Source organism: Devosia sp. P2_G7 (assembly GCF_056403495.1).
In genome coordinates, this window is the sequence record NZ_JBFUFI010000009.1 from 165,234 (window position 1) to 185,091 (window position 19,858).

At 64.6% G+C, this 19,858-nt stretch carries 18 protein-coding genes; 2 read left to right on the top strand and 16 right to left on the bottom strand.

The genetic code is table 11. The annotated features are described in order from the left end of the window. Window positions 1-32: 32 nt before the first annotated feature. Entirely contained in the window at window positions 33-2,012 is a 1,980-nt protein-coding gene (locus AC1DWU_RS15825; protein WP_477150963.1) for a PhoX family protein, read from the top strand. A 189-nt stretch (window positions 2,013-2,201) separates the two neighbouring features. On the opposite strand, the gene AC1DWU_RS15830 is transcribed toward AC1DWU_RS15825, so the two are convergent. From AC1DWU_RS15830 to aptA, 9 genes are all read right to left on the bottom strand, one after another. Next, a complete protein-coding gene (locus tag AC1DWU_RS15830; protein ID WP_477150964.1) occupies window positions 2,202-3,176 on the bottom strand; it encodes an ABC transporter substrate-binding protein in 975 nt (324 codons plus the stop codon). A gap of 25 nt (window positions 3,177-3,201) precedes the next feature. Beyond that, on the bottom strand, window positions 3,202-4,317 hold the full coding sequence (locus AC1DWU_RS15835; RefSeq protein ID WP_477150965.1) for an ABC transporter permease: 1,116 nt from the start codon (window positions 4,315-4,317) through the stop codon (window positions 3,202-3,204). Next, a complete protein-coding gene (locus tag AC1DWU_RS15840) occupies window positions 4,314-5,198 on the bottom strand; it encodes an ABC transporter permease (protein WP_477150966.1) in 885 nt (294 codons plus the stop codon). Before AC1DWU_RS15840 ends, AC1DWU_RS15835 begins: the two co-directional genes overlap by 4 nt. A gap of 3 nt (window positions 5,199-5,201) precedes the next feature. Continuing rightward, window positions 5,202-6,002 carry an ABC transporter ATP-binding protein gene (locus AC1DWU_RS15845; protein WP_477150967.1) on the bottom strand — a complete coding sequence of 267 codons (801 nt, stop codon included), beginning with the start codon at window positions 6,000-6,002 and terminating at the stop codon, window positions 5,202-5,204. 4 nt (window positions 6,003-6,006) lie between these two features. Then, entirely contained in the window at window positions 6,007-7,461 is a 1,455-nt protein-coding gene (hydA, locus tag AC1DWU_RS15850) for a dihydropyrimidinase (RefSeq protein WP_477150968.1), read from the bottom strand. A gap of 13 nt (window positions 7,462-7,474) precedes the next feature. After that, window positions 7,475-7,897: an endonuclease domain-containing protein gene (locus AC1DWU_RS15855; RefSeq protein ID WP_477150969.1), complete on the bottom strand. Its 423-nt coding sequence runs from the start codon at window positions 7,895-7,897 to the stop codon at window positions 7,475-7,477. An 80-nt stretch (window positions 7,898-7,977) separates the two neighbouring features. Next, complete coding sequence (locus tag AC1DWU_RS15860) at window positions 7,978-9,228, bottom strand: Zn-dependent hydrolase (protein ID WP_477150970.1); 1,251 nt, start codon at window positions 9,226-9,228, stop codon at window positions 7,978-7,980. An 8-nt stretch (window positions 9,229-9,236) separates the two neighbouring features. Continuing rightward, entirely contained in the window at window positions 9,237-10,733 is a 1,497-nt protein-coding gene (locus AC1DWU_RS15865) for a CoA-acylating methylmalonate-semialdehyde dehydrogenase (protein WP_477150971.1), read from the bottom strand. Window positions 10,734-10,802: 69 nt separating this feature from the next. Further along, complete coding sequence (gene aptA, locus AC1DWU_RS15870; protein WP_477150972.1) at window positions 10,803-12,134, bottom strand: omega-aminotransferase AptA; 1,332 nt, start codon at window positions 12,132-12,134, stop codon at window positions 10,803-10,805. A 135-nt stretch (window positions 12,135-12,269) separates the two neighbouring features. On the opposite strand from aptA, the gene AC1DWU_RS15875 reads away from it, so the two are divergent. Next, window positions 12,270-12,938, top strand: coding sequence for a TetR family transcriptional regulator C-terminal domain-containing protein (locus AC1DWU_RS15875; protein ID WP_477150973.1), 669 nt, complete (start codon window positions 12,270-12,272; stop codon window positions 12,936-12,938). A gap of 4 nt (window positions 12,939-12,942) precedes the next feature. Here AC1DWU_RS15875 and AC1DWU_RS15880 read toward each other — a convergent pair whose 3' ends face one another. From AC1DWU_RS15880 to AC1DWU_RS15910, 7 genes are all read right to left on the bottom strand, one after another. Then, window positions 12,943-13,866 (bottom strand): DMT family transporter, encoded by a 924-nt coding sequence (locus tag AC1DWU_RS15880; protein WP_477150974.1) that lies wholly within the window; start codon window positions 13,864-13,866, stop codon window positions 12,943-12,945. Between the two features lie 6 nt (window positions 13,867-13,872). Further along, a complete protein-coding gene (locus AC1DWU_RS15885; protein WP_477150975.1) occupies window positions 13,873-14,250 on the bottom strand; it encodes a hypothetical protein in 378 nt (125 codons plus the stop codon). Between the two features lie 193 nt (window positions 14,251-14,443). Beyond that, window positions 14,444-14,908, bottom strand: a complete 465-nt coding sequence (locus AC1DWU_RS15890; protein ID WP_477150976.1) for a carboxymuconolactone decarboxylase family protein — start codon at window positions 14,906-14,908, stop codon at window positions 14,444-14,446. 30 nt (window positions 14,909-14,938) lie between these two features. Next, window positions 14,939-15,442, bottom strand: a complete 504-nt coding sequence (locus AC1DWU_RS15895) for an RrF2 family transcriptional regulator (RefSeq protein ID WP_477150977.1) — start codon at window positions 15,440-15,442, stop codon at window positions 14,939-14,941. An 81-nt stretch (window positions 15,443-15,523) separates the two neighbouring features. Next, on the bottom strand, window positions 15,524-16,549 hold the full coding sequence (locus AC1DWU_RS15900) for a diguanylate cyclase domain-containing protein (RefSeq protein ID WP_477150978.1): 1,026 nt from the start codon (window positions 16,547-16,549) through the stop codon (window positions 15,524-15,526). Between the two features lie 512 nt (window positions 16,550-17,061). After that, entirely contained in the window at window positions 17,062-18,381 is a 1,320-nt protein-coding gene (gene preA / locus AC1DWU_RS15905; RefSeq protein WP_477150979.1) for an NAD-dependent dihydropyrimidine dehydrogenase subunit PreA, read from the bottom strand. Window positions 18,382-18,393: 12 nt separating this feature from the next. Beyond that, complete coding sequence (locus AC1DWU_RS15910; RefSeq protein ID WP_477150980.1) at window positions 18,394-19,743, bottom strand: NAD(P)-dependent oxidoreductase; 1,350 nt, start codon at window positions 19,741-19,743, stop codon at window positions 18,394-18,396. Window positions 19,744-19,858 lie beyond the last annotated feature (115 nt).

Sequence of the window (19,858 nt, forward strand, 5' to 3'; positions counted from 1 at the left end):
CACCCATCCTGAATACTTTCAGGAGCGTCACAATGACCGATCGTTTGAAGACGCGCGCGCGCCCGACGCGCCGCCAGTCATTCACTACCAAATATTCCGACCTGATGGCCGAAGGTTATTCGCGCCGCTCTGTGCTGAAGGGCCTGCTCGCCGGCACCGCCGTGGCCGCATCCGGCGCCAGCTTCGGCGTCGGCGCCGCCTTCGCCCAGGCCAACTCCGTCTCCAGCCTCACCTTCCCCGAACTGACCCGCGTCACCGACAAGAACGACCACTGGCCGGAGGGCTACTCGCGCCAGATCCTGCTGCGCTGGGGCGATAAGCTGTTCGCTGACAGCCCCGAGTTCGACCTCGCGACGCTCGACGGCGCCGCCGCCGAAAAGCAGTTCGGCTACAACAACGATTTCACCGCCTTCCTGCCGCTGCCGCAGGGCAGCCAGTCGAACGATCACGGCCTGCTCGTCGTCAACCACGAGTACGCCGCACCCTACCTGATGTTCCCCGGTACGACCGATGAGGACTACAAGCAAAAGCTGACCGACGACCAGATCCGTGCGGTCGCCGCGTCCACCGGCATCTCCGTGGTCGAGGTCAAGAGGGCCGGCACTGAGTGGCAGGTCGTCACTGACGGCCAGTACAATCGCCGCGTCCACATGGGCACCGAGATGCGCCTCTCCGGCCCCGCTGCCGGCGACGACAGGCTGAAGACCAAGATCGACCCCACCGGCACCATCGTCTTCGGCTCCATCTCCAACTGCTCGGGCGGCATCACCCCGTGGGGCACGATGCTCTCGGGCGAGGAAGGCGGCATGGACGTCTTCGCCGGCGACTACAACACGCTCCCCGACCAGGAACTGGTCGAGCGCCAGGGCTGGGACGAGGATGAGAATGACGGCTACGCCCTGAGCCGTGTCGACGCCCGCCTGAAGTTCGAGAACGAGCCGAACGAGTGGCTGAAGTTCGACTGGGTGGTCGAGATCGATCCGTTCGATCCGACGGCCAAGCCGGTTAAGCGCACCGCCCTCGGCCGCTTCACCCACGAAGGCGCGCAGGTTGCTGTGGCCCCCGATGGCCGCGTCGTCCTCTACATGGGTGACGATGACGACTTCGAGTACCTCTACAAGTTCGTCACCTCCAAGCCCTGGAACCCCACCGACCGGGCCGCCAACAAGGACCTGCTCGACGAGGGCACCCTCTACACCGCCCGCTTCGATGCCGATGGCAAGATGACCTGGCTGCCGTTGGTACAGGGGCAGGGGCCGCTCACCCCCGAGAACGGTTTCCACACCCAGTCTGACGTGGTGCTGCGCACCCGCATGGCCGCCGACCTGCTCGGCGCCACCCCGATGGACGCGCCCGAAGGCTTCGTGCCGCATCCGAAGACCGGCCGCGTTTACATCGCCATGACCGAGAACGAGGATCGCCTGCCGGCCGGCGAAGGAGACGAGGGCGAACAGGTCAACGTCGCCAACACCCGCGCCCCGAACCCGGACGGCCACATCCTCGAGCTCACCCCGCCAGGCGCTCCCGATGCCCCCGACCACGCCGCGACCGATTACACCTGGGATGCCTTCATCCTCTGCGGCGATCCCAAGGATCCGGCCTCGCACGCCCTCTGCCACCCCGAGACCTCGGACGACGGCTGGTTCACCGATCCGGACAACCTCTCGGTCGATCCCGCCGGCCGCCTCTGGGTCACCACCGACGGCCCGCCCGATGCCGGCTTCAACGATGCGCTCTATGTCGCCGACACCGAAGGCTCGGGCAAGGCACTGCCGAAATTGTTCTACTCGCCCCCCGTCGGCTCCGAAGTCTGCTCGCCCGCCTTCACCCCCGACGGCAAGACTATGTTCCTCTCCATCCAGCACCCCGGCGAACTCCGCCTCGAAGACGGCGAGGACTCCACCTCCATCGCCGACGCCGGCACCAACTGGCCCGACTTCATCGAAGGTCAGGGCCCCCGGCCGTCACTGGTGGTAATCACCAAGGACGACGGCGGCGTAGTCGGCAGCTGAGGAGTCCGGGAGAGCAGCTTTCTCATCGGAGCCCATCTCCTCCCCACCAACGTCACCCCCGCGAAGGCGGGGACCCAGTGTTGCAGCATCCCACTAGGTTCCCGCCTGCGCGGAATAACGCCGATGTGTAGCTCAAACAAAAAAGGCGGGGATCACTCCCCGCCTCATTCACTCCTGAAACCCCAAGTTTCAGAGCTTGTCGGTGATCGCCGTGGTGAAGGCGCCCGACGGCTTGTTCTTGATGATCTTCTGGTCGAGCAGGGCCTTCTCGGTGCGGTCATAGGCGGCCGCGTCGAGCTTGAAGTCCTTGGCGTCGACGAGCTTGGCCACTTCGCCCATCATGTACTTCTGATGGTCGAGGGTCTGGGCACCGGACTCGTCGTTGTCGAGCACGATCTGCGCGGCTTCATCAGGGTTGGCGATCGCATACTCCCAGCCCTTCTGCGAAGCACGGACGAAGCGGACCATCTTGTCGGCGAAAGCCGGGTCGGCGAGCTTGTCTTCCATCGCATACAGGCCGTCCTCGAGCAGGTCGTTGCCGAGGTCGGTGTAGTTGAAGATCACCAGCTTATCCTTGGTGAAACCGGCGTCGATCGCCTGGCCCAGTTCGTTGTAGGTCATCACCGAAATACAGTCCGCCTGCTTCTGCACCAGCGGCTGCACGTCGAACGACTGCTTCAGGACGTTCACGCCATCGGCGCCGCCTTCGGTCGGAATGCCCAGCTTGTTCATCCAGGCGTAGAACGGATACTCGTTGCCGAAGAACCAGACGCCAAGCGTGTGACCCTTGAAGTCGGCTTCGGTCTGCACCGGGCCATCCTTCGGGCAGATCATCAACAGGCCGGATTTCTTGAACGGCTGCGCGATGTTGACGAGGCCGACGCCCTGCTCGCGGGCCGCCAGTGCGCCGCCCATCCAGTCGACGATGACGTCGGCGCCGCCACCGGCGATCACCTGCTCAGGGGCGATATCCGGGCCACCCGGCTTGATCGTGATGTCGATGCCTTCGTCAGTGTAGAAGCCCTTGTCCTTGGCGACGAAATAGCCTGCGAACTGCGCCTGCGTAACCCACTTGAGCTGCAAGGTGACCGGATCGGCCGCCCAGCTCGCGGTAGCACCGAGCGCCAGCGCGCCCGCTACCAGACCAACGAGAAGCTTTTTCATTTTTGACGTTTCCCTTTTCCCCTGATTACGCCCGACCACCGCGGACGGACGGATGCCAGAAGGTGACTGCCCTCTCGATGAGCGCCACCAACCAGTAGAAGACAGAGCCCGCTAGCGCCGCCACGGCGATCTCTGCCCAGACCATCTCGACATTGAGCTTGCCGATCTCCGACGAGATGCGAAAGCCCATGCCGACGATGGGTGTTCCGAAGAATTCAGCCACGATTGCGCCGATCAGCGCCAGAGTCGAGTTGATCTTCAATGCGTTGAAAATGAAGGGCGCCGCTGCCGGCAGCCTGAGCTTGAACAGCGTCGACCAGTAGCCAGAGGCATAGGTGCGCATCAGGTCGCGCTCCATGTGCCCGGCAGCGTTCAGCCCGGCCACGGTGTTCACCAGCATCGGGAAGAACGTCATGATAACGACGACGGCGGCCTTGCTCGGCCAGTCGAAGCCAAACCACATCACCATGATCGGCGCGATGCCGATCAGCGGCAGCGCCGAGATGAAATTGCCCAGCGGCAATAACCCGCGCTTCAGGAACGGCGAGCGGTCGACGGCGATGGCAACCAGGAACCCTGCGCTACAGCCCAGCACGTAACCGGCCAGCACCGCCTTGAGGAAGGTCTGCTGGAAGTCCGCTGCGATCCTCGGGATATTGCCGATCAGCGTCTCCCAGATCCCCGATGGCGACGGCAGCAGCACCTTGGGCACATTGCCGCCCCGGGTGATCGCTTCCCACGCGACGAGGATCGCCACACCGAAGATCGCCGGGATCAACACCCCAACCAGTTCGGCCGCCTCGCCCCGCACGATGGCCCGCGACAATCGCTCCGCAAACAGCCAGGCAAATAGCCAGGCAGCAACCAGCGCGAACCAGTAGCCCGGCTCGGCCTGCTGCAGCGTTTCGAGCGCCAGCATCAGCCCCACCGCGCCGAGCGCCGCGAGGACGCCGTCGACCCAGTAGCTCAACGGAATACGGAAACGGATGAGGCTGAAGATGCCGAGCACCAGGAACACCACGACCGCGGGAAACTCCCACACCGGCAGCGGCGCCCCTTCAGTCGACGCGAAATCGAAGATCAGCGCCAGCAGCGCGAAACCAGACGCAAAGGCGGCCAAAACCCGTTGCAGCGCCGTCATGCCCGCGCTCCGAGTTGCTTGTTGGTGACCCGCTCGGCCAGCCCCACCAGCGCAATCAGCGCCCCGGCCAGCAACGCCGCAGCTAGCAGCGCCGACCAGATCTGGATCGTCTGCCCGTAGTACGAGCCCGCCAGCAGCCGCGCACCAATCCCGTTGCTGGTACCGGCCGGCAACTCGCCGACGATGGCGCCGACGAGGCTCGCCGCCACCCCCACCTTCATCGAGGTGAACAGATAGGGCAGGGCAATCGGCCAGCGCAGCTTGGTGAACACATGGAAGCGCGACGCATTGTAGGTGCGCATCAGGTCGAGCTGGATCTGCTCGGGGCTGCGGAAGCCCTTCACCATCCCCACCACCACCGGGAAGAAACTGAGATAGGTCGAGATCAGCGCCTTGGGGATCAGCCCGGAAATGCCGACCGCATTCAGCACGACGATCACCATCGGCGCGATCGCGAGGATGGGGATGGTCTGGCTGGCGATGATCCACGGCATCAGCGAGCGGTCCATCGCCTGGTTGTGGACGATGAACGCCGCAAGCCCGATGCCGAACACCGTCCCCATGGCAAAGCCCAGGAGCGTCGCCGAGAGCGTGATCCAGCCATGGTAGACGAGGCTGCGCTTCGACGTGATGGCCTGCTCGACCGTAGTCTTCCAGAACTCCCCAACGATCTGATGCGGCGCCGGCAGCAACGGCTTCTCGGCGTTCAGCACGTCATTGAGCTGCTGCCCGAAGCCAACATTGGTCACATCGGTGCGCTGATAGAAATCCGACATCCCTTGCCAGTTCATCAGCACCGCGGCGATGTACCAGACGACGATCAGCGCGGCGACGACAATCAGGATCGGGAACAGGCTGCCGTCGCGCCACGAGGTCTTCATCGCCTAGACCTCGTACGAGTGGCCGGCCCTCAGGCCGTCACGGACGCGGTGGGCGATGGCGAGGAACTCCGGCGTTTCGCGGATTTCCAGCGGCCGTTCCGCAGGCAGGGTGCTCTCGATGATGTCGGTGACCCGGCCCGGCCGCGGGCTCATCACCACGATCTTGGTCGAGAGATACACCGCCTCGGGAATCGAGTGAGTGACGAACGCGATAGTCTTCTGCGTCGCCGCCCAGAGTTTCAAGAGCTCCGAGTTGAGGTGGTCGCGGACGATCTCGTCCAGCGCCCCGAACGGCTCGTCCATCAGCAGTAGGTCGGCATCGAACGCCAGCGCCCGCGCGATCGAGGCGCGCTGCTGCATGCCGCCGGAGAGCTGCCACGGAAACTTCTTCTCGAAACCCTCGAGGTTCACCAGTTCCATGGTCTTGCTGATGCGCGCCTTTCGGTCGGCCTCGCCATAGCCCATGATTTCGAGCGGGAGCGCCACGTTCTTCTCGATGGTCCGCCACGGAAACAGTGCCGGCGCCTGGAACACATAGCCATAGGAGCGGTTGACCCGCGCATCGGCGGGCGAAGTACCATTTACCGTGATCGTCCCCGACGTCGGCTGCTCCAGATCGGCGATGACGCGCAGGAACGTCGTCTTGCCGCAGCCCGATGGGCCGATAAACGAGACGAACTCGCCCCGCTTGATGTCGAGATTGACGTCCGACAGCGCCACCACGTCGCCGTCCGCTGTCTTGAAAGTCAGGCCGAGACCCTTGGCCTCGACCACGCTCTGCGATTTGCCCCCGTCCGTCGTCAAACCCTCAAACCCCCGTCGCCGGAATGCCGGTGCGCTCGACCTTGCGCGGCGCGGTGATGTCCTTCCAGGTCGAAAGAGCCCGGTTCACCGGGTTCTTCGCCTCGCGCGCCACGAACTGGCCGTGGCCCTGCTCGGCGCTGATCGTGTCCTCGGTCACCGCGACCTGCCCACGCGTCAGCGTGAACCGCGGCAGCCCCTCGACTTCGATGCCCTCGAACACGTTGTAGTCAATCGCCGACTGCTGCTTGGCCGCCGTGATCGTCTTCTTGCGTTTGGGGTCCCACACCACGAGGTCGGCATCCGCCCCGACCAGGATGGCGCCCTTTTTGGGGTACATGTTGAGGATCTTGGCGATGTTGGTCGAGGTCACCGCGACGAACTCGTTCATCGTCAGCCGCCCGGTCTTGACGCCCTTGGTCCACAGTACCGGCATCCGGTCCTCGAGCCCGCCCGTGCCGTTCGGGATCTTGGCGAAGTTGCCGATCCCGTTGCGCTTCTGCGCCGTGGTGAAGGCGCAGTGATCGGTCGCCACCACCTGCAGCGAACCTGACTGCAGCCCGGCCCACAGCGAGTCCTGGTGCTGCTTGTTGCGGAACGGCGGGCTCATCACCCGGCGCGCCGCATAGTCCCAGTCCTTGTTGAAATACTCGGTTTCGTCGAGCACCAGGTGCTGGATCAGCGGCTCGCCATAGACGCGCTTGCCCGCCTGCCGTGCCCGGCGGATCGCCTCATGTGCCTGCTCGCAAGAGGTGTGGACGATATAGACCGGCACCCCCGCGATGTCGGCGATCATGATCGCCCGGTTGGTCGCCTCGCCTTCCACTTCCGGCGGGCGCGAATAGGCATGCGCCTCCGGCCCGTTATTGCCCGCGGCAAGCAGCTTGGCCGTCATCTGAGCCACCACGTCGCCGTTCTCGGCGTGAACGAGCGGCAGCGCGCCCAAATCCGCGCAGCGCTGGAACGACGAGAACATCTCGTCATCGTCCACCATCAGCGCGCCCTTGTAGGCCATGAAGTGCTTGAACGAGGTGATGCCGCGATCGACCACATCTGCCATCTCGTTGAACACCTGCTCACCCCACCAGGTGATCGCCATGTGGAACGAGTAGTCGCACGAAGCTTTCGAGGTCTTGTTGTCCCACATCTGCAGCGCCTCGAGCAGCGACTGGTTGGGCGAGGGCAGGCAGAAATCCACCACCATGGTCGTCCCACCCGACAGCGCCGCCCGCGTCCCGGACTCGAAATCATCGGACGAGTAGGTCCCCATGAACGGCATCTCGAGATGCGTATGCGGATCAATCCCGCCCGGCATCACGTAGCAGCCGGTGGCATCGAGGACTTCCCCGCCCGTCAGGTTCTGCCCAATCTCGGTAATCTTGCCGCCCTCGACGCGAATGTCGGCGACATAGGTGAGATCGGCGGTGACGACGGTGCCGTTCTTGATGATTTTGGAGGTCATTCGAGTTTCCCTGTCATTCGCGTGGGGCCTCGGTCACCTCTCCCTGGGGGGAGAGGTCGGACTTCGTGAAGCGAAGTCCGGGTGAGGGGGCCTTCTCCAGCCTGTCGGCGATAATCTGCAGCACGCCATCTAGATTGGTCAGTACGTCGTTGTTCCAGAAGCGGATCACGCGGTAGCCGTGCTCGGCAAGCACCGCGGTACGCCGGATATCATCAAGCTGAGCAGCAGCGTGCTGGCCACCGTCGAGTTCAACAATCAGGTCGCGCTCTCTACAAGCAAAGTCTGCGATGAACGAGCCGATGGGCAACTGACGGACGAACTTGTGACCATGAAGTTGGCGGTCCCTCAACCGCGACCAGAGCCTGCGTTCCGCGTCGGTTGAATTCTCCCTGAGGGAGCGGGCACGTGCGACGAACTTGCTCTTGAGCGTCCCCATAAGGCCCCCTCACCCGGCGCTGCGCGCCGACCTCTCCCCCGAGGGAGAGGTAATCCGTGCCCGAAGCTCCCCCAGCGCGCTCACCCCACAATCTCCGCCGTCTCCAGCACCGCGCGCAGCAGCACGTCGGTCCCAGCCGCCGCCCATTCCTTGCTGATGTTCTCGGCCTCATTGTGCGAAAGCCCATCCACGCACGGGCACATGATCATCGCCGATGGCGCCACGCGGTTGATCCAGCACGCATCATGCCCCGCCCCCGAGACGATATCGCGGTGCGAGTAGCCAAGCTCCTTGGCCGCCGCCCGAACATTCCCCACCAGCGTCTTGTCGAACGTCACCGGATCAAAGTGCCCGACCTGCTCGACCTCGAAGCCGATATCCAGCCCCTCGGCGATGTTCTCGATGCCACCACGGATGCGCTCGTCCATCTCGTCGAGCACCGCCTTGTCCGGCGAGCGAATGTCGATGGTGAACACCGCCTTGCCGGCGATGATGTTGCGCGAGTTCGGATAGACCTGGATGTGCCCGACCGCGCCCACGGCGCCCGGCTGGTAGTCCATCGCCACCTCGTGCACGAGCTCGATAACCCGAGCCATGCCCAGGCTGGCGTTGCGCCGCTTCGGCATCGGCGTGGAGCCGGTATGGGCCTCCTTGCCGGTGAGCGTCACCTGCAGCCACTTCAGCCCCTGGCCGTGCGTCACGACGCCGATATCGATGTTCTCGTCCTCGAGGATCGGCCCCTGCTCGATGTGCAACTCGTAATAGGCGTGGATCTTCCGCGCCCCCACCACTTCGTCGCCCTTCCAGCCGATCCGCTCCAGCTCCTCGCCGAACGTCTTCCCGTCCTTGTCCTGGTGAGTGTAGACGTCAGCCTGCTCGAGCACCCCGGCGAACACACCTGAAGCCATCATCGCCGGCGCAAACCGCGCCCCTTCCTCGTTGGTCCAGTTGACCACCACGATCGGCCGCTTGGTGCGGATATCGAGATCGTTGAGCGTCCGGATCACCTCGAGCCCGCCAAGCACCCCGAGCACCCCGTCATAGCGCCCGCCGGTCGGCTGCGTATCGAGATGGCTGCCCACATAGACCGGATCGAGCCCCGGCTCGGCACCCTCGCGCCGCGCGAACATGGTGCCCATCTGGTCGAGCCCCATCTCCATGCCTGCGGCCTCGCACCATCGCTTGAACAGCGCGCGGCCCTTGGCGTCGTCGTCGGTGACGGTCTGCCGGTTGTTGCCCCCGGCAACCCCCGGCCCGATCTCGGCCAGCTCGTGAATGGAGCTCCAAAGGCGCTCGGGGTCGATACGAAGGTTTTCGCCGGGAGCTGCCATTGGTGGTCCTATTTCTGGCTGGGGAAGCTGAATTCCGCGCCGGACTTGATGCCCGCCGGCCAGCGCGTCGTGACGGTTTTGAGCCGCGTGTAGAAGTGCACGCCTTCGGGCCCGTAGATCGAGTGGTCGCCGAAAATGCTCCGCTTCCAGCCGCCGAACGAGTGGTAGGCGACCGGCACCGGGATCGGCACGTTGATGCCCACCATGCCCACTTCGATCTTGTCGGCGAAGTCGCGCGCCGCATCGCCGTCGCGGGTGAAGATCGCCGTGCCGTTGGCATATTCGTGCCCGTGGATCAGGTCCACCGCATCCTGGTAGGTGCCGGCGCGAACCACTGACAGTACTGGCCCGAAGATCTCCTCGCGGTAGATCTTCATGTCCGGCTTTACATGGTCGAACAGCGTGCCGCCGACGAAGAAACCGTCCTCATAGCCCTGCAGCTTGAAGCCGCGGCCATCGACCACCAGCTCGGCGCCGGCTTCGACGCCCGCATCGATATAGCCGACGATCTTATCGCGCTGCACCTTCGAGACGATCGGGCCCATCTGCGAGTCGCGGTCCGTCGCCGGGCCGATCTTCAGCGCCTCGACGCGCGGCTTCAGCTTTGCCACCAGTGCGTCAGCGGTCTTGTCGCCCACCGGCACCGCCACCGAGATCGCCATGCAGCGCTCGCCAGCCGAACCGTAGCCGGCGCCCATCAGCGCGTCGGCGGCCTGGTCCATGTCGGCGTCGGGCAGGATGATCATGTGGTTCTTGGCGCCGCCCAGCGCCTGGATGCGCTTGCCCGCCTGCGTGCCGCGTCGGTAGACGTACTCGGCAATCGGGGTCGAGCCGACGAAGCTCACCGCCTTGATGTCGGGATGGTCGAGAATGGCGTCGACCGCTTCCTTGTCGCCATGGATGACGTTCATCACGCCCTCCGGCAGCCCGGCATCCATCAGCAGCTGCCAGGCGAACATCGGCGCCGACGGGTCGCGCTCCGACGGCTTAAGGATGAAGGTATTGCCGCAGGCAATCGCCAGCGGATACATCCACATCGGCACCATGGCCGGGAAGTTGAACGGCGTGATGCCGGCGACCACGCCCAGCGGCTGCCTGTCCGAATAGGTGTCGATGTTCGGCCCGACATTGCGGCTGAACTCGCCCTTCAGCAGCTGCGGGATACCGCAGGCGAAGTCAACGCAGTCGATGCCGCGGGCCAGTTCACCCAGAGCGTCGTCATGCACCTTACCGTGCTCGCGAGAGATGTGCTCGGCCAGCTCGTCGGCGTGCTTTTCGAGCAGCTCCTTGAACTTGAACATCACCCGCGCCCGCTTCATCGGCGTGGTGTTGGCCCAGGCGGGCAGGGCCTTCTTGGCCGCTGCAACGGCGGCGTTGATCTCGTCGAGCGTCGACAACGGCAGCGTGGCGATCGCCTCGCCGGTGGCCGGGTTGAACACCGGCTGGGTGCGCGTGCTGGTGCTGGTGACCAGCTTCCCGCCAATGGCATTCTGTATCGTCTGCATCACAGACCTCCGCTCGTTGAGTGTAGAACGTTCGTTCTATCGGTGCCGATATAGAACATTCGTTCCATTCTACTCAAGCGTCTTGAGGATACCGGCGAGCGTTCCGATCAGCTCGTCGATCTGCGCCTTCGAGATGATCAGTGGCGGCGACATGGCGATGATGTCGCCGGTGGTGCGGATCAGGATGCCCGTCTCGAACGCTTTGACGAAAGCCGAGAAGGCGCGCTTGGTCGGCGAACCGGCGATCGGCTCGAGTTCGATCGCGCCGATCAGCCCCAGGTTGCGGATGTCGATGACATGCGGCAGCCCCTTCAGCGAGTGCAGCGCATCTTCCCAGTACGGCGCGATTTCCGCCCCACGGGTCAGCAGCCCCTCGTCCTTGTAGGTCTCGAGCGTCGCAAGACCCGCCGCCGAGGCAATCGGGTTCCCCGAATAGGTGTAGCCGTGCATGAACTCGATGACGTGCTCGGGCCCCTGCATGAACGCGTCGTGGATTTCCGAGCTGACCAGCACCGCGCCCATCGGGATCACCCCGTTGGTCAGGCCCTTCGCCGTAACCAGAATATCCGGCGTCACGCCGAAATAGTCCGCCGCGAACGGCGTACCGAGGCGGCCGAAACCGGTGATCACTTCATCGAAGATCAACAGGATGCCGTGCTTCTTGGTGATCTCGCGCAGCTTCTGCAGATAGCCCTTGGGCGGGATCAGCACGCCGGTGGATCCGGCCACCGGCTCGACGATGACAGCCGCGATGGTCGAAGCGTCATGCAGCGTCACGATACGCTCGAGTTCCGACGCTAAGTCCTCGCCGCCGCCTTCGCGCTCGCCGCGGGTGAACTGGTTCTTCCCCGGCGTATGGGTGTGCGGCATATGGTCGACGCCGGTGAGAAGCGTGCCGAACATCTTCCTATTGGTGACGATGCCGCCCACCGAAATGCCGCCGAAATTGACGCCGTGATAGCCGCGCTCGCGCCCGATCAGCCGGAACCGCGAACCGTCGCCCTTCGCCCGGTGATAGGCCAGCGCCACCTTCAGCGCCGTCTCGACCGATTCCGAACCCGAATTGGTGTAGAGCACATGGTTGAGCCCCTCAGGCGCAATCGACACCAGCGCGTTGGCCAGCTCGAACGCCTTGGGGTGCCCCATCTGGAAGGCCGGCGCATAATCGAGCTCAGCCGCCTGCTCCTGGATCGCCTCGACGATCTTCGGGCGGCAATGGCCGGCGTTCACGCACCACAGGCCTGCCGTGCCGTCGAGCACCTGGCGTCCGTCGGAAGTCGTATAGTGCATGTCCTTGGCGCCGACGAACATGCGGGGCGCCTTCTTGAACTGCCGGTTGGCCGTGAACGGCATCCAGAACGCGCTCAGATCGTTTGGCGTGACATTGCGACGGTCGGACACCTTGGACTCCCCCGGAGGCTATTTGTTGAGTTTGTGGGTCAAGTATATTTGGAGCTTGACCTTTGGATGTGTTATCCAGAAATTTGACCAGTTGGAAAAAACGTTATCACTCCCATGCCGCCGATCAAGGTGAAAATGCTGGAGACGGAAGGCGGCAAAGGGGGCGCAAAGGCACCCTCGTCGAAGCGTCCCAGGGCGCAGACGCGCATCCAGCGCGAGAAGCAGGAAGTCATCCTCGAAGCGGCGCTCGACGTGTTCAGCCGCGAGGGTTTCCGCGGCGCCACCATCGACCAGATCGCCGAGGCGGCGGGGATGAGTAAGCCCAACCTGCTCTACTATTTCCCGCGCAAGGAAGAGATCTACCAGCGCCTGCTCGCCGAGATGCTGGACATCTGGCTGGCCCCCTTGCGCGAGATCGATTCGGTCGGCGACCCGGTCCCCGAGCTCCGCTCCTACCTCCGCCGCAAGCTCGAGATGAGCCGCGACTACCCGCGCCAAAGCCGGCTCTTCGCCAATGAGATGCTGCAGGGCGCCCCCCGCGTGCTCGAAATGCTGGAGACCGACCTCAAGGCGCTGGTCGACGAGAAGGCCAAGGTAATGGAAGGGTGGATGGCCGCGGGCAAGATCGTCCGCACCGATGCCTACCACCTGATCTTCTCGATCTGGGCCACCACCCAGCATTACGCCGATTTCGACGTGCAGGTCCGTGCCGTCCTCGGCAAGGACCGCGGCGGCGAAGGCCGCTTCGAAGACGCCGCGCGCTTCCTCGAAAACCTCTACCTGCACGGCCTCTTGCCGAAGTAGCCGCTCAGCGCTCCCGCAGCAGCGCCAGCGCCACCAGCCCCAGTACCGTGACCATCGCCCCGGCAGCGACGCTGAGGCTCGCCCAGCCATGTCCGGCCAGTCCCTCGAACACGATGACGAAGGCCGGCACCAGGTAGCCATAGGCAATCACCTTGGCGGCCGGCAGGCGCGCCGAGGCGTACTGGATCAGGAAAAAGCACACTGCCGTCGGGCCGATGGCGAGATAGAGCACCACCCACCACACCAGTGGCGGCAGGTGGACCCAGTCGGTCGCGAGGATCTCAGGCAGCCCGTAGCCGGTGATCCACACCGCCGTCGCCACCATGGTCCAGAAGCTTAGCACTAGCGCGGACTCGCCTCGGTTGAAGCGGCGCAGCAGCGGCGTGTAGATCGCGTAGGCGACGCAGCCGACGAAGTAGATCAGCTCACCCTGGCCGACATCGAAGCGCAGCAACGCGTCGATGTCGCCGCGAAAGATCACCCAGATGGCGCCCAGCCCGGCGAGCACCAGGCTGATCAGCACCGCGAAGCCCGACCGCTGCCCGACGATGAAATACGCCGTCACCGCGGTCATCAGCGGCACCAGCGTATAGACCGCACTTGTCGCCACCGGCTTGGTCATCGTCAGCGCGATGAACATGGTGACGAAGTAGACGGCAGTCAGGAAGCCGTTGATCCCGAAGCGCCAGGGCGCCGCCGGGAACACGAACTTCTGCCGCGCCACCCCAAACGCAAACGCCCCCATCAGCGCCGCAGCCAATACGAACCGCAGCGCGTTCAGCGGCACTGCGTGGATGTAGGGCACGGTCAGCGCGCCGAACGTGAACGAGCCTGCGATCAGCCCCGCAAACAGCAGCATGGCGAGATGCGGCAGCAGGCGCTGGCGCTTCTCGCTGCTGGCGTCGATGGTCGTGCCGGCAACGCTCACGGACGGCTAGAGCGAATAGGCGACGACGAGCAGGAAGGCCCCGGTCAGGCCGGTGTTCATGATGAACGACTGGACATGCGGCTTCTGCTCCTCGCCCGTGAATTCCCAGAACGGATGGAACAGCACCGTGGCGAGGACCAGGAATACGATCAGTGCCAGCCCGCCGAGCACACCGGCAAACGGCACGAACGGCGACAGCACCGTCAGCGCTCCACCTACGATCTGCAAGGCGACACCGAACTTCGCGGCCGTGTCCGGCTGCGTGATCTTGCGTCCGGCGAGGAACGTCGCAAGGCCCGGAATGGCCTGGATGTTGCGGACGCCGAAGACGATGAAGGCGCCGCCCAGCAAGAGATGGGCGAGAATGAGTAACGTCGAGAACATGCAAAAAAACTCCCTCGGATGCGCCGCTAGAGCGCTTTCAGGAAAAGGTGCAGGCTTTTCCGCCTCGAAAGCGCGACCAATCAAGAACCTGGTGCACTTCCTCGCTTCACCGAAACGGTGAATGCTCCAGTTACAGGACAACGACGCGCGGGGCAGGCCGGAATCGACACCGGCCCACCGAATAATTGTGCCGTCAGGCCGCCTGGCTCACCGGCGCGATGGCGTGCACCATCCGAGATCCGACCGCTACCCGGTTCCAGACGTTGATCGTGCCGATGGCGATGGTGATATTGCCGATCTGCTCGTCAGTGAAGTGGAGGCGTAGCGGTTCGAACGCTTCGTCCGGTGCACGCGTTTCGGCAAGCCGGGTCAGCGCATCGGTCCAGCCCAGCACCGCCCGTTCGGCATCGCTGTAGACCGGCGACTCGCGCCACACGTTCACCAGCGCGATCCACTGTTCGGATAGGCCATCGTGCCGGGCCTCCCTGGTGTGCATGTCGACGCAATAGGCGCAGCCATTGATGTGCGAGGCCAGCAGCTTGATCAGGTGGATGTAGCGGGCCTCGAGCCCGCTTTCGCGGACCACGAAGCGATCGAGTGCTGCCACTGCGCGGTAGGCGTCCGGCGCAGCCTTGGAGATGTCGAGTCGAGCTCGCATGGGATCAGTCCTTTGCTTGGTGGGAAATGGTCAGCCGGCGGCTGGGCGCCGCTCGTGCAGTTCGAGAAAGGCGCAGCTGCGCTTGTCGATGGCGTCGCCGAGCGGGGTGCCCGGGTTGCTGTTCAGTTCGGCGATGCTGACCTTGCGCAACTCGTCGCGATAGGCGCGCTCCGCCTTCAGCATCGCCGCGCTGACCGCGCACGGCTTGGCGTAGAATTTCGAGGGCAGGGGATCCGGCCCGCGCTGCCGGATTTCGGCACAACGGAACGCCGGCCCCGCACCTTCAACGGCGAGCACCACATCGAGCAGGTTGATCTTGTCGGCCGGTCGCCCCAGCCGGTAGCCGCCACGCGGCCCGGGCACGGACGTAAGCAGGCCGGCGCCCGCCAGCGCCTGCAGGTGCTTCAGCAAATAGCTGGTCGACACGCCGTGATACTCGGCCAGCGCCGCGGCCGGCAGTGCGCCGTCAGGCTGCAACCCCGCCAGCACCAGCATGCAGTGGATCGCCTGTTCCACACCATCGCCAAGCTTCATCGTCAGACTCCAATCGTGGACAAGACATATCCACGATTAGTGTCGGTGTCGAGTCCGCTGTTCCGGCACGAGTCCGGACAGTCAGGCGGCGTCGGCCATGGGGGTGTCTGCGAAGACGAAAGCGTGGCCGGGCAAGGCCTTGGCGCGATAGAGCGCCGCATCGGCCGCGCCGACCAGCCGGCCGTTGTCATTGCCATAGGCGCTGCCCATGGCGATGCCGATGCTTGCACCGACCTGGATCTGCGACAGCCCGAGCTTCACCGGCTCGCTCAGGGCGAGGCCGATATCGGAGGCAAGTTCCGCGAGTTCCGCGCGCGATGTCGGCGGCCCGCGCAGGATGGCAAACTCGTCGCCACCAATGCGCGCCACCATATCGCCGTCGCGCGCGATGCCTGTCAGCCGCTGCGCCACGATGCGCAGCAGGTCGTCGCCGGCATTGTGGCCGAAGCTGTCATTGACCTGCTTGAAGCCATCGAGGTCGAGATAGAGCAGGGCCGGGTTGCTGGCCGAGCGCGCCAGCTGCTGGTCGAAGCCGAGCCGGTTGTAGAGGCCGGTCAGCGCGTCGCGCGACGCCAGCTCCTGGGCAGCCTGCCGGCGTTTCTCCAGGTCTCGCGAGATCCGGTAAAGCCGGTTCAGCACAAACACCACGCCCGCCAGGAACAGTCCGCAGGCAAACAGCCGGATCGGCGCCAGCTTGTAGAACATCTCTGTCCCGAACCGTCGCGGCTGCCACGAAAGCCGGGCATCGGAGCCCGGAACCGTCGTCGAGATCTCGCCCGGGCGAGCGCCGCCGCTGACGAAATGCGCGCCGGTGAAACCGAAATCCTCGGCGAGCCGCTCGGCCGTCGCCACATCCGGCAGCGCCCCGTCCGCCAGCACCACCCGCAGCGCCACCTGCGCCCGCTCGGTTTCGGCGGATACCGAGGCTTGATCGATCGACGCCACCGCGAACCACACCGCGCCGATCACCGTCAGCGCGAGGACCACGGTTGAAATAATGCCGACGATCAGCAGCCGTCGCGGGTTCGGCAAAGCCAGGTCCGCCTGGGGCGCTCCGCCATCCGATGACCGGACCGACCGAACCAGGTCTCGAACCCTTTGCCCCATGCGCCTCTCCTACGTTTGGCGCACGCTAGAGGGCTGCCCGTTCACCAATCCTTAGCGATGAAGGCGGTCATCGGCACATGGTTAGCGAACAGTTAACCCCCTCGCCGCCTCAGCAACGAGGATGCCACACCCACCGGCCGTCATCCCGGCGAAAGCCGGAACTCACTGCTCGGACGGTTGGTACTCCGCGAAACTTATCCCCGCACTCCGCCCGTCTCCCATCTTTGCCCCACCTCACCGATGCGAGGCGCTACGCGGCGTCGCGGGGAGGGTTCGGGCTGGTTGGGAGGCGTCCTGGCCAGGGTTTGGTGGAAGCGTCCGCTTTGCGCACCATCGGGCCAAAAGACCGTTCGCAATGGGCGGGGCGAGAGTCCCAACCCTTGTACAGTTTGCCGGACGACCGGCACAGGGACGAAGTCCCGCCCATGCCGCTTCGCAAGAAACGGCAAGACTGACAGGAAACCCCGAGGCCCACGGCCGTCGGGCGCTTCGGCACGTCCGCGGGAACTGCTTTACTCGGCCGGCTCCACCGACTTGCGCATGGGATTGTTCGGGTGGGTCGTCCAGTTGGCGTAGGTCGGCTCCACCACCTTCTTGGTCCGCGCGTCGAGCATCCCCGGCTCGAGCTGGATCATGGTGATGCAGTCTTCCACCGGGCAGACATTGACGCACAGGTTACAGCCCACGCACTCGTCGTCCATCACCTCGAAGTGGCGCTTGCCGTCCTTCTCCTTGGTGATCGCCTGGTGCGAGGTGTCTTCGCAGGCGATGTGGCAGCGGCCGCAGCTGATGCACTTCTCCTGGTCGATCCGCGCCTTGGTGACGTAGTTGAGGTTCAGGTACTGCCAGTCGGTGACGTTGCGTGTTGCGCGCCCGGTGAAGTCCTCGAGCGTCCGGTGGCCCTTCTCGTCCATCCAGTTCGATAGCCCCGAGATCATCTCCTCGACGATCTTGAAGCCATAGACCATCGCCGCCGTACAAACCTGCACGTTGCCGGCACCCAGCGCCATGAACTCCGCTGCGTCGCGCCAGGTGGTCACTCCGCCAATGCCCGAGATCGGCAGCCCATACGTCTCGGGATCGCGGGCGATATCGGCCACCATGTGCAGCGCGATGGGCTTGGCCGCCGGGCCGCAATAGCCGCCATGCGTGCCCTTGCCGTCGATCGTCGGCATCGGCGCGAAATTGTCGAGATCGACGCCGGTGATCGAGTTGATGGTGTTGATCAGCGACACCGCATCGGTGCCGCCGCTCTTCGCTGCACGCGCCGGACGGCGCACATCGGTGACGTTCGGCGTCAGCTTGGTGATCACAGGCATGCGAGTGTGTGCCTTGCACCAGCGCACGATCATTTCGATGTATTCGGGGACCTGGCCGACCGCAGCGCCCATGCCGCGCTCGCTCATGCCGTGCGGGCAGCCGAAATTAAGCTCGACGCCGTCGGCCTCGGTCTCCTCGACCACGGCGAGGATGGACTTCCAGCTTTCCTCGGCCAGCGGCACCATCAGCGAGACGACAACGGCCCGGTCCGGCCAGTTCTTCTTGACCTGCTTGATCTCCTGCAGGTTCTTCTGCAGGTCGCGATCGGTGATCAGCTCGATATTGTTGAAGCCGAGCAGCCGCCGGTCGGCGCCCCAGATCGCGCCGTAGCGCGGTCCGTTGACGTTGACCACCGGCGGGCCTTCCTCGCCCAGCGTCTTCCACACCACGCCGCCCCAGCCCGCTTTGAACGCGCGCTCGACATTGTACGCCTTGTCGGTCGGCGGCGCCGAAGCCAGCCAGAACGGGTTGGGCGATTTGATCCCGACGAAATTGTTGCGGATGTCAGCCATGGCCTAACTCCCTCAGTTTCCAGCGAGATAGCGGTTGATGCTTTCGGCCGCGTCGCGCCCCTGCGCCACTGCGGTGACGGTCAGATCGTCGCCGGCCGCGATGCAGTCGCCGCCGGCCCACACGCCCGGCCGGGACGTGCGGCCTTCGGCGTCGGTCTCGATCCGCCCAGCACTGAGCGTCAGCCCTGCCGCTGTTTCATCTTCGAGCGTCTGGCCGATCGCCTTGAACACCTGGTCGGCCGGTAGGGTCAGCGTGTGACCCATGCCAACGAGGCGGCCGTCCTTCAACTCGGTGTACTCAAGCTCGATCCCGGTCACGTTGCCATTCTCGCTCAGCACCCGCTTGGGCTGCAGCCAGTGCCGGATAGTGACGCCCTTCGAGGCCGCGAGATCCTGCTCGAAGCTCGAAGCGTTCATATGTTCCTGTCCGCGCCGGTAGCAGATGGTCACCTCTTCGGCGCCCAGCAGCTTCGATTGCACGGCGGCGTCGATCGCCGTCATGCCGCCGCCGATCACCACCACGCGCCGTCCCACCGGGAGCGACGACAGGTCAGTGCTTTGGCGCAGCTCAGCGATGAAATCGACCGCATCGGCCAGCCCATCGGGTCCATCAGTCTCGCCCTCGGCCCGCAGCGCGTTGACGCCGCCCAGGCCGACGCCGAGGAACACCGCGTCATGGGTTTTCAGCAGCCCATCCAGCGACAGTTCGCGCCCCAGCGCCTGGCCTAGTTCGATATCGATGCCCCCGATGGCGGTGACATACTCCACCTCCGCCTGCGCGAACCCATCCGGCGTCTTGTAGGAAGCGATACCGTATTCATTGAGCCCGCCCGCCTTGGGGCGCGCGTCGTAGACCGTTACGTCGTGCCCATGCACCGCGAGCCGGTGTGCCGCCGCCAAACCCGACGGACCAGCGCCAACTACGGCGACCTTCTTGCCGGTCGCCTCGGCGCGCTCGAAGAACTGCGCGTTCTCCGCCATCGCGATATCGGTGGCGTAACGCTGCAGCTGGCCGATCTTCACCGGCTTGCCCTCGGCCTCCATGCGGACGCAGGCGTCCTCGCAGAGTTGCTCGGTCGGGCAAACCCGGGCGCACATGCCGCCCAGGATGTTCTGCTCGAAGATAGTCTCGGCCGCGCCCAGCGGATTGTCCGTCGAGATCTCCCGGATGAACATCGGGATATCGATCTCGGTGGGGCAGGCGTTCATGCACGGCGCATCGAAACAGAAGTAGCACCTGTCGGCTTCGACGAAAGCCTCGTGCCGGTCGAGCGCCGGATGCAGGTCGGAAAAGTTGCGTGTGTACTGGCCGGGTTCAAGACGTCCCGGTGCGATGCCTTGCTTGAGCATTCCCCCGCTCATCGGCAGCTCCCTCTCCTTTAGAGCCATTCCAGACTAGGACGCTAACGCAGCTCCGAAATTTTATCAATTGGTCAAAATTGAGAAATCGCATGCACTGGGAGGGACGCTGCGGTCG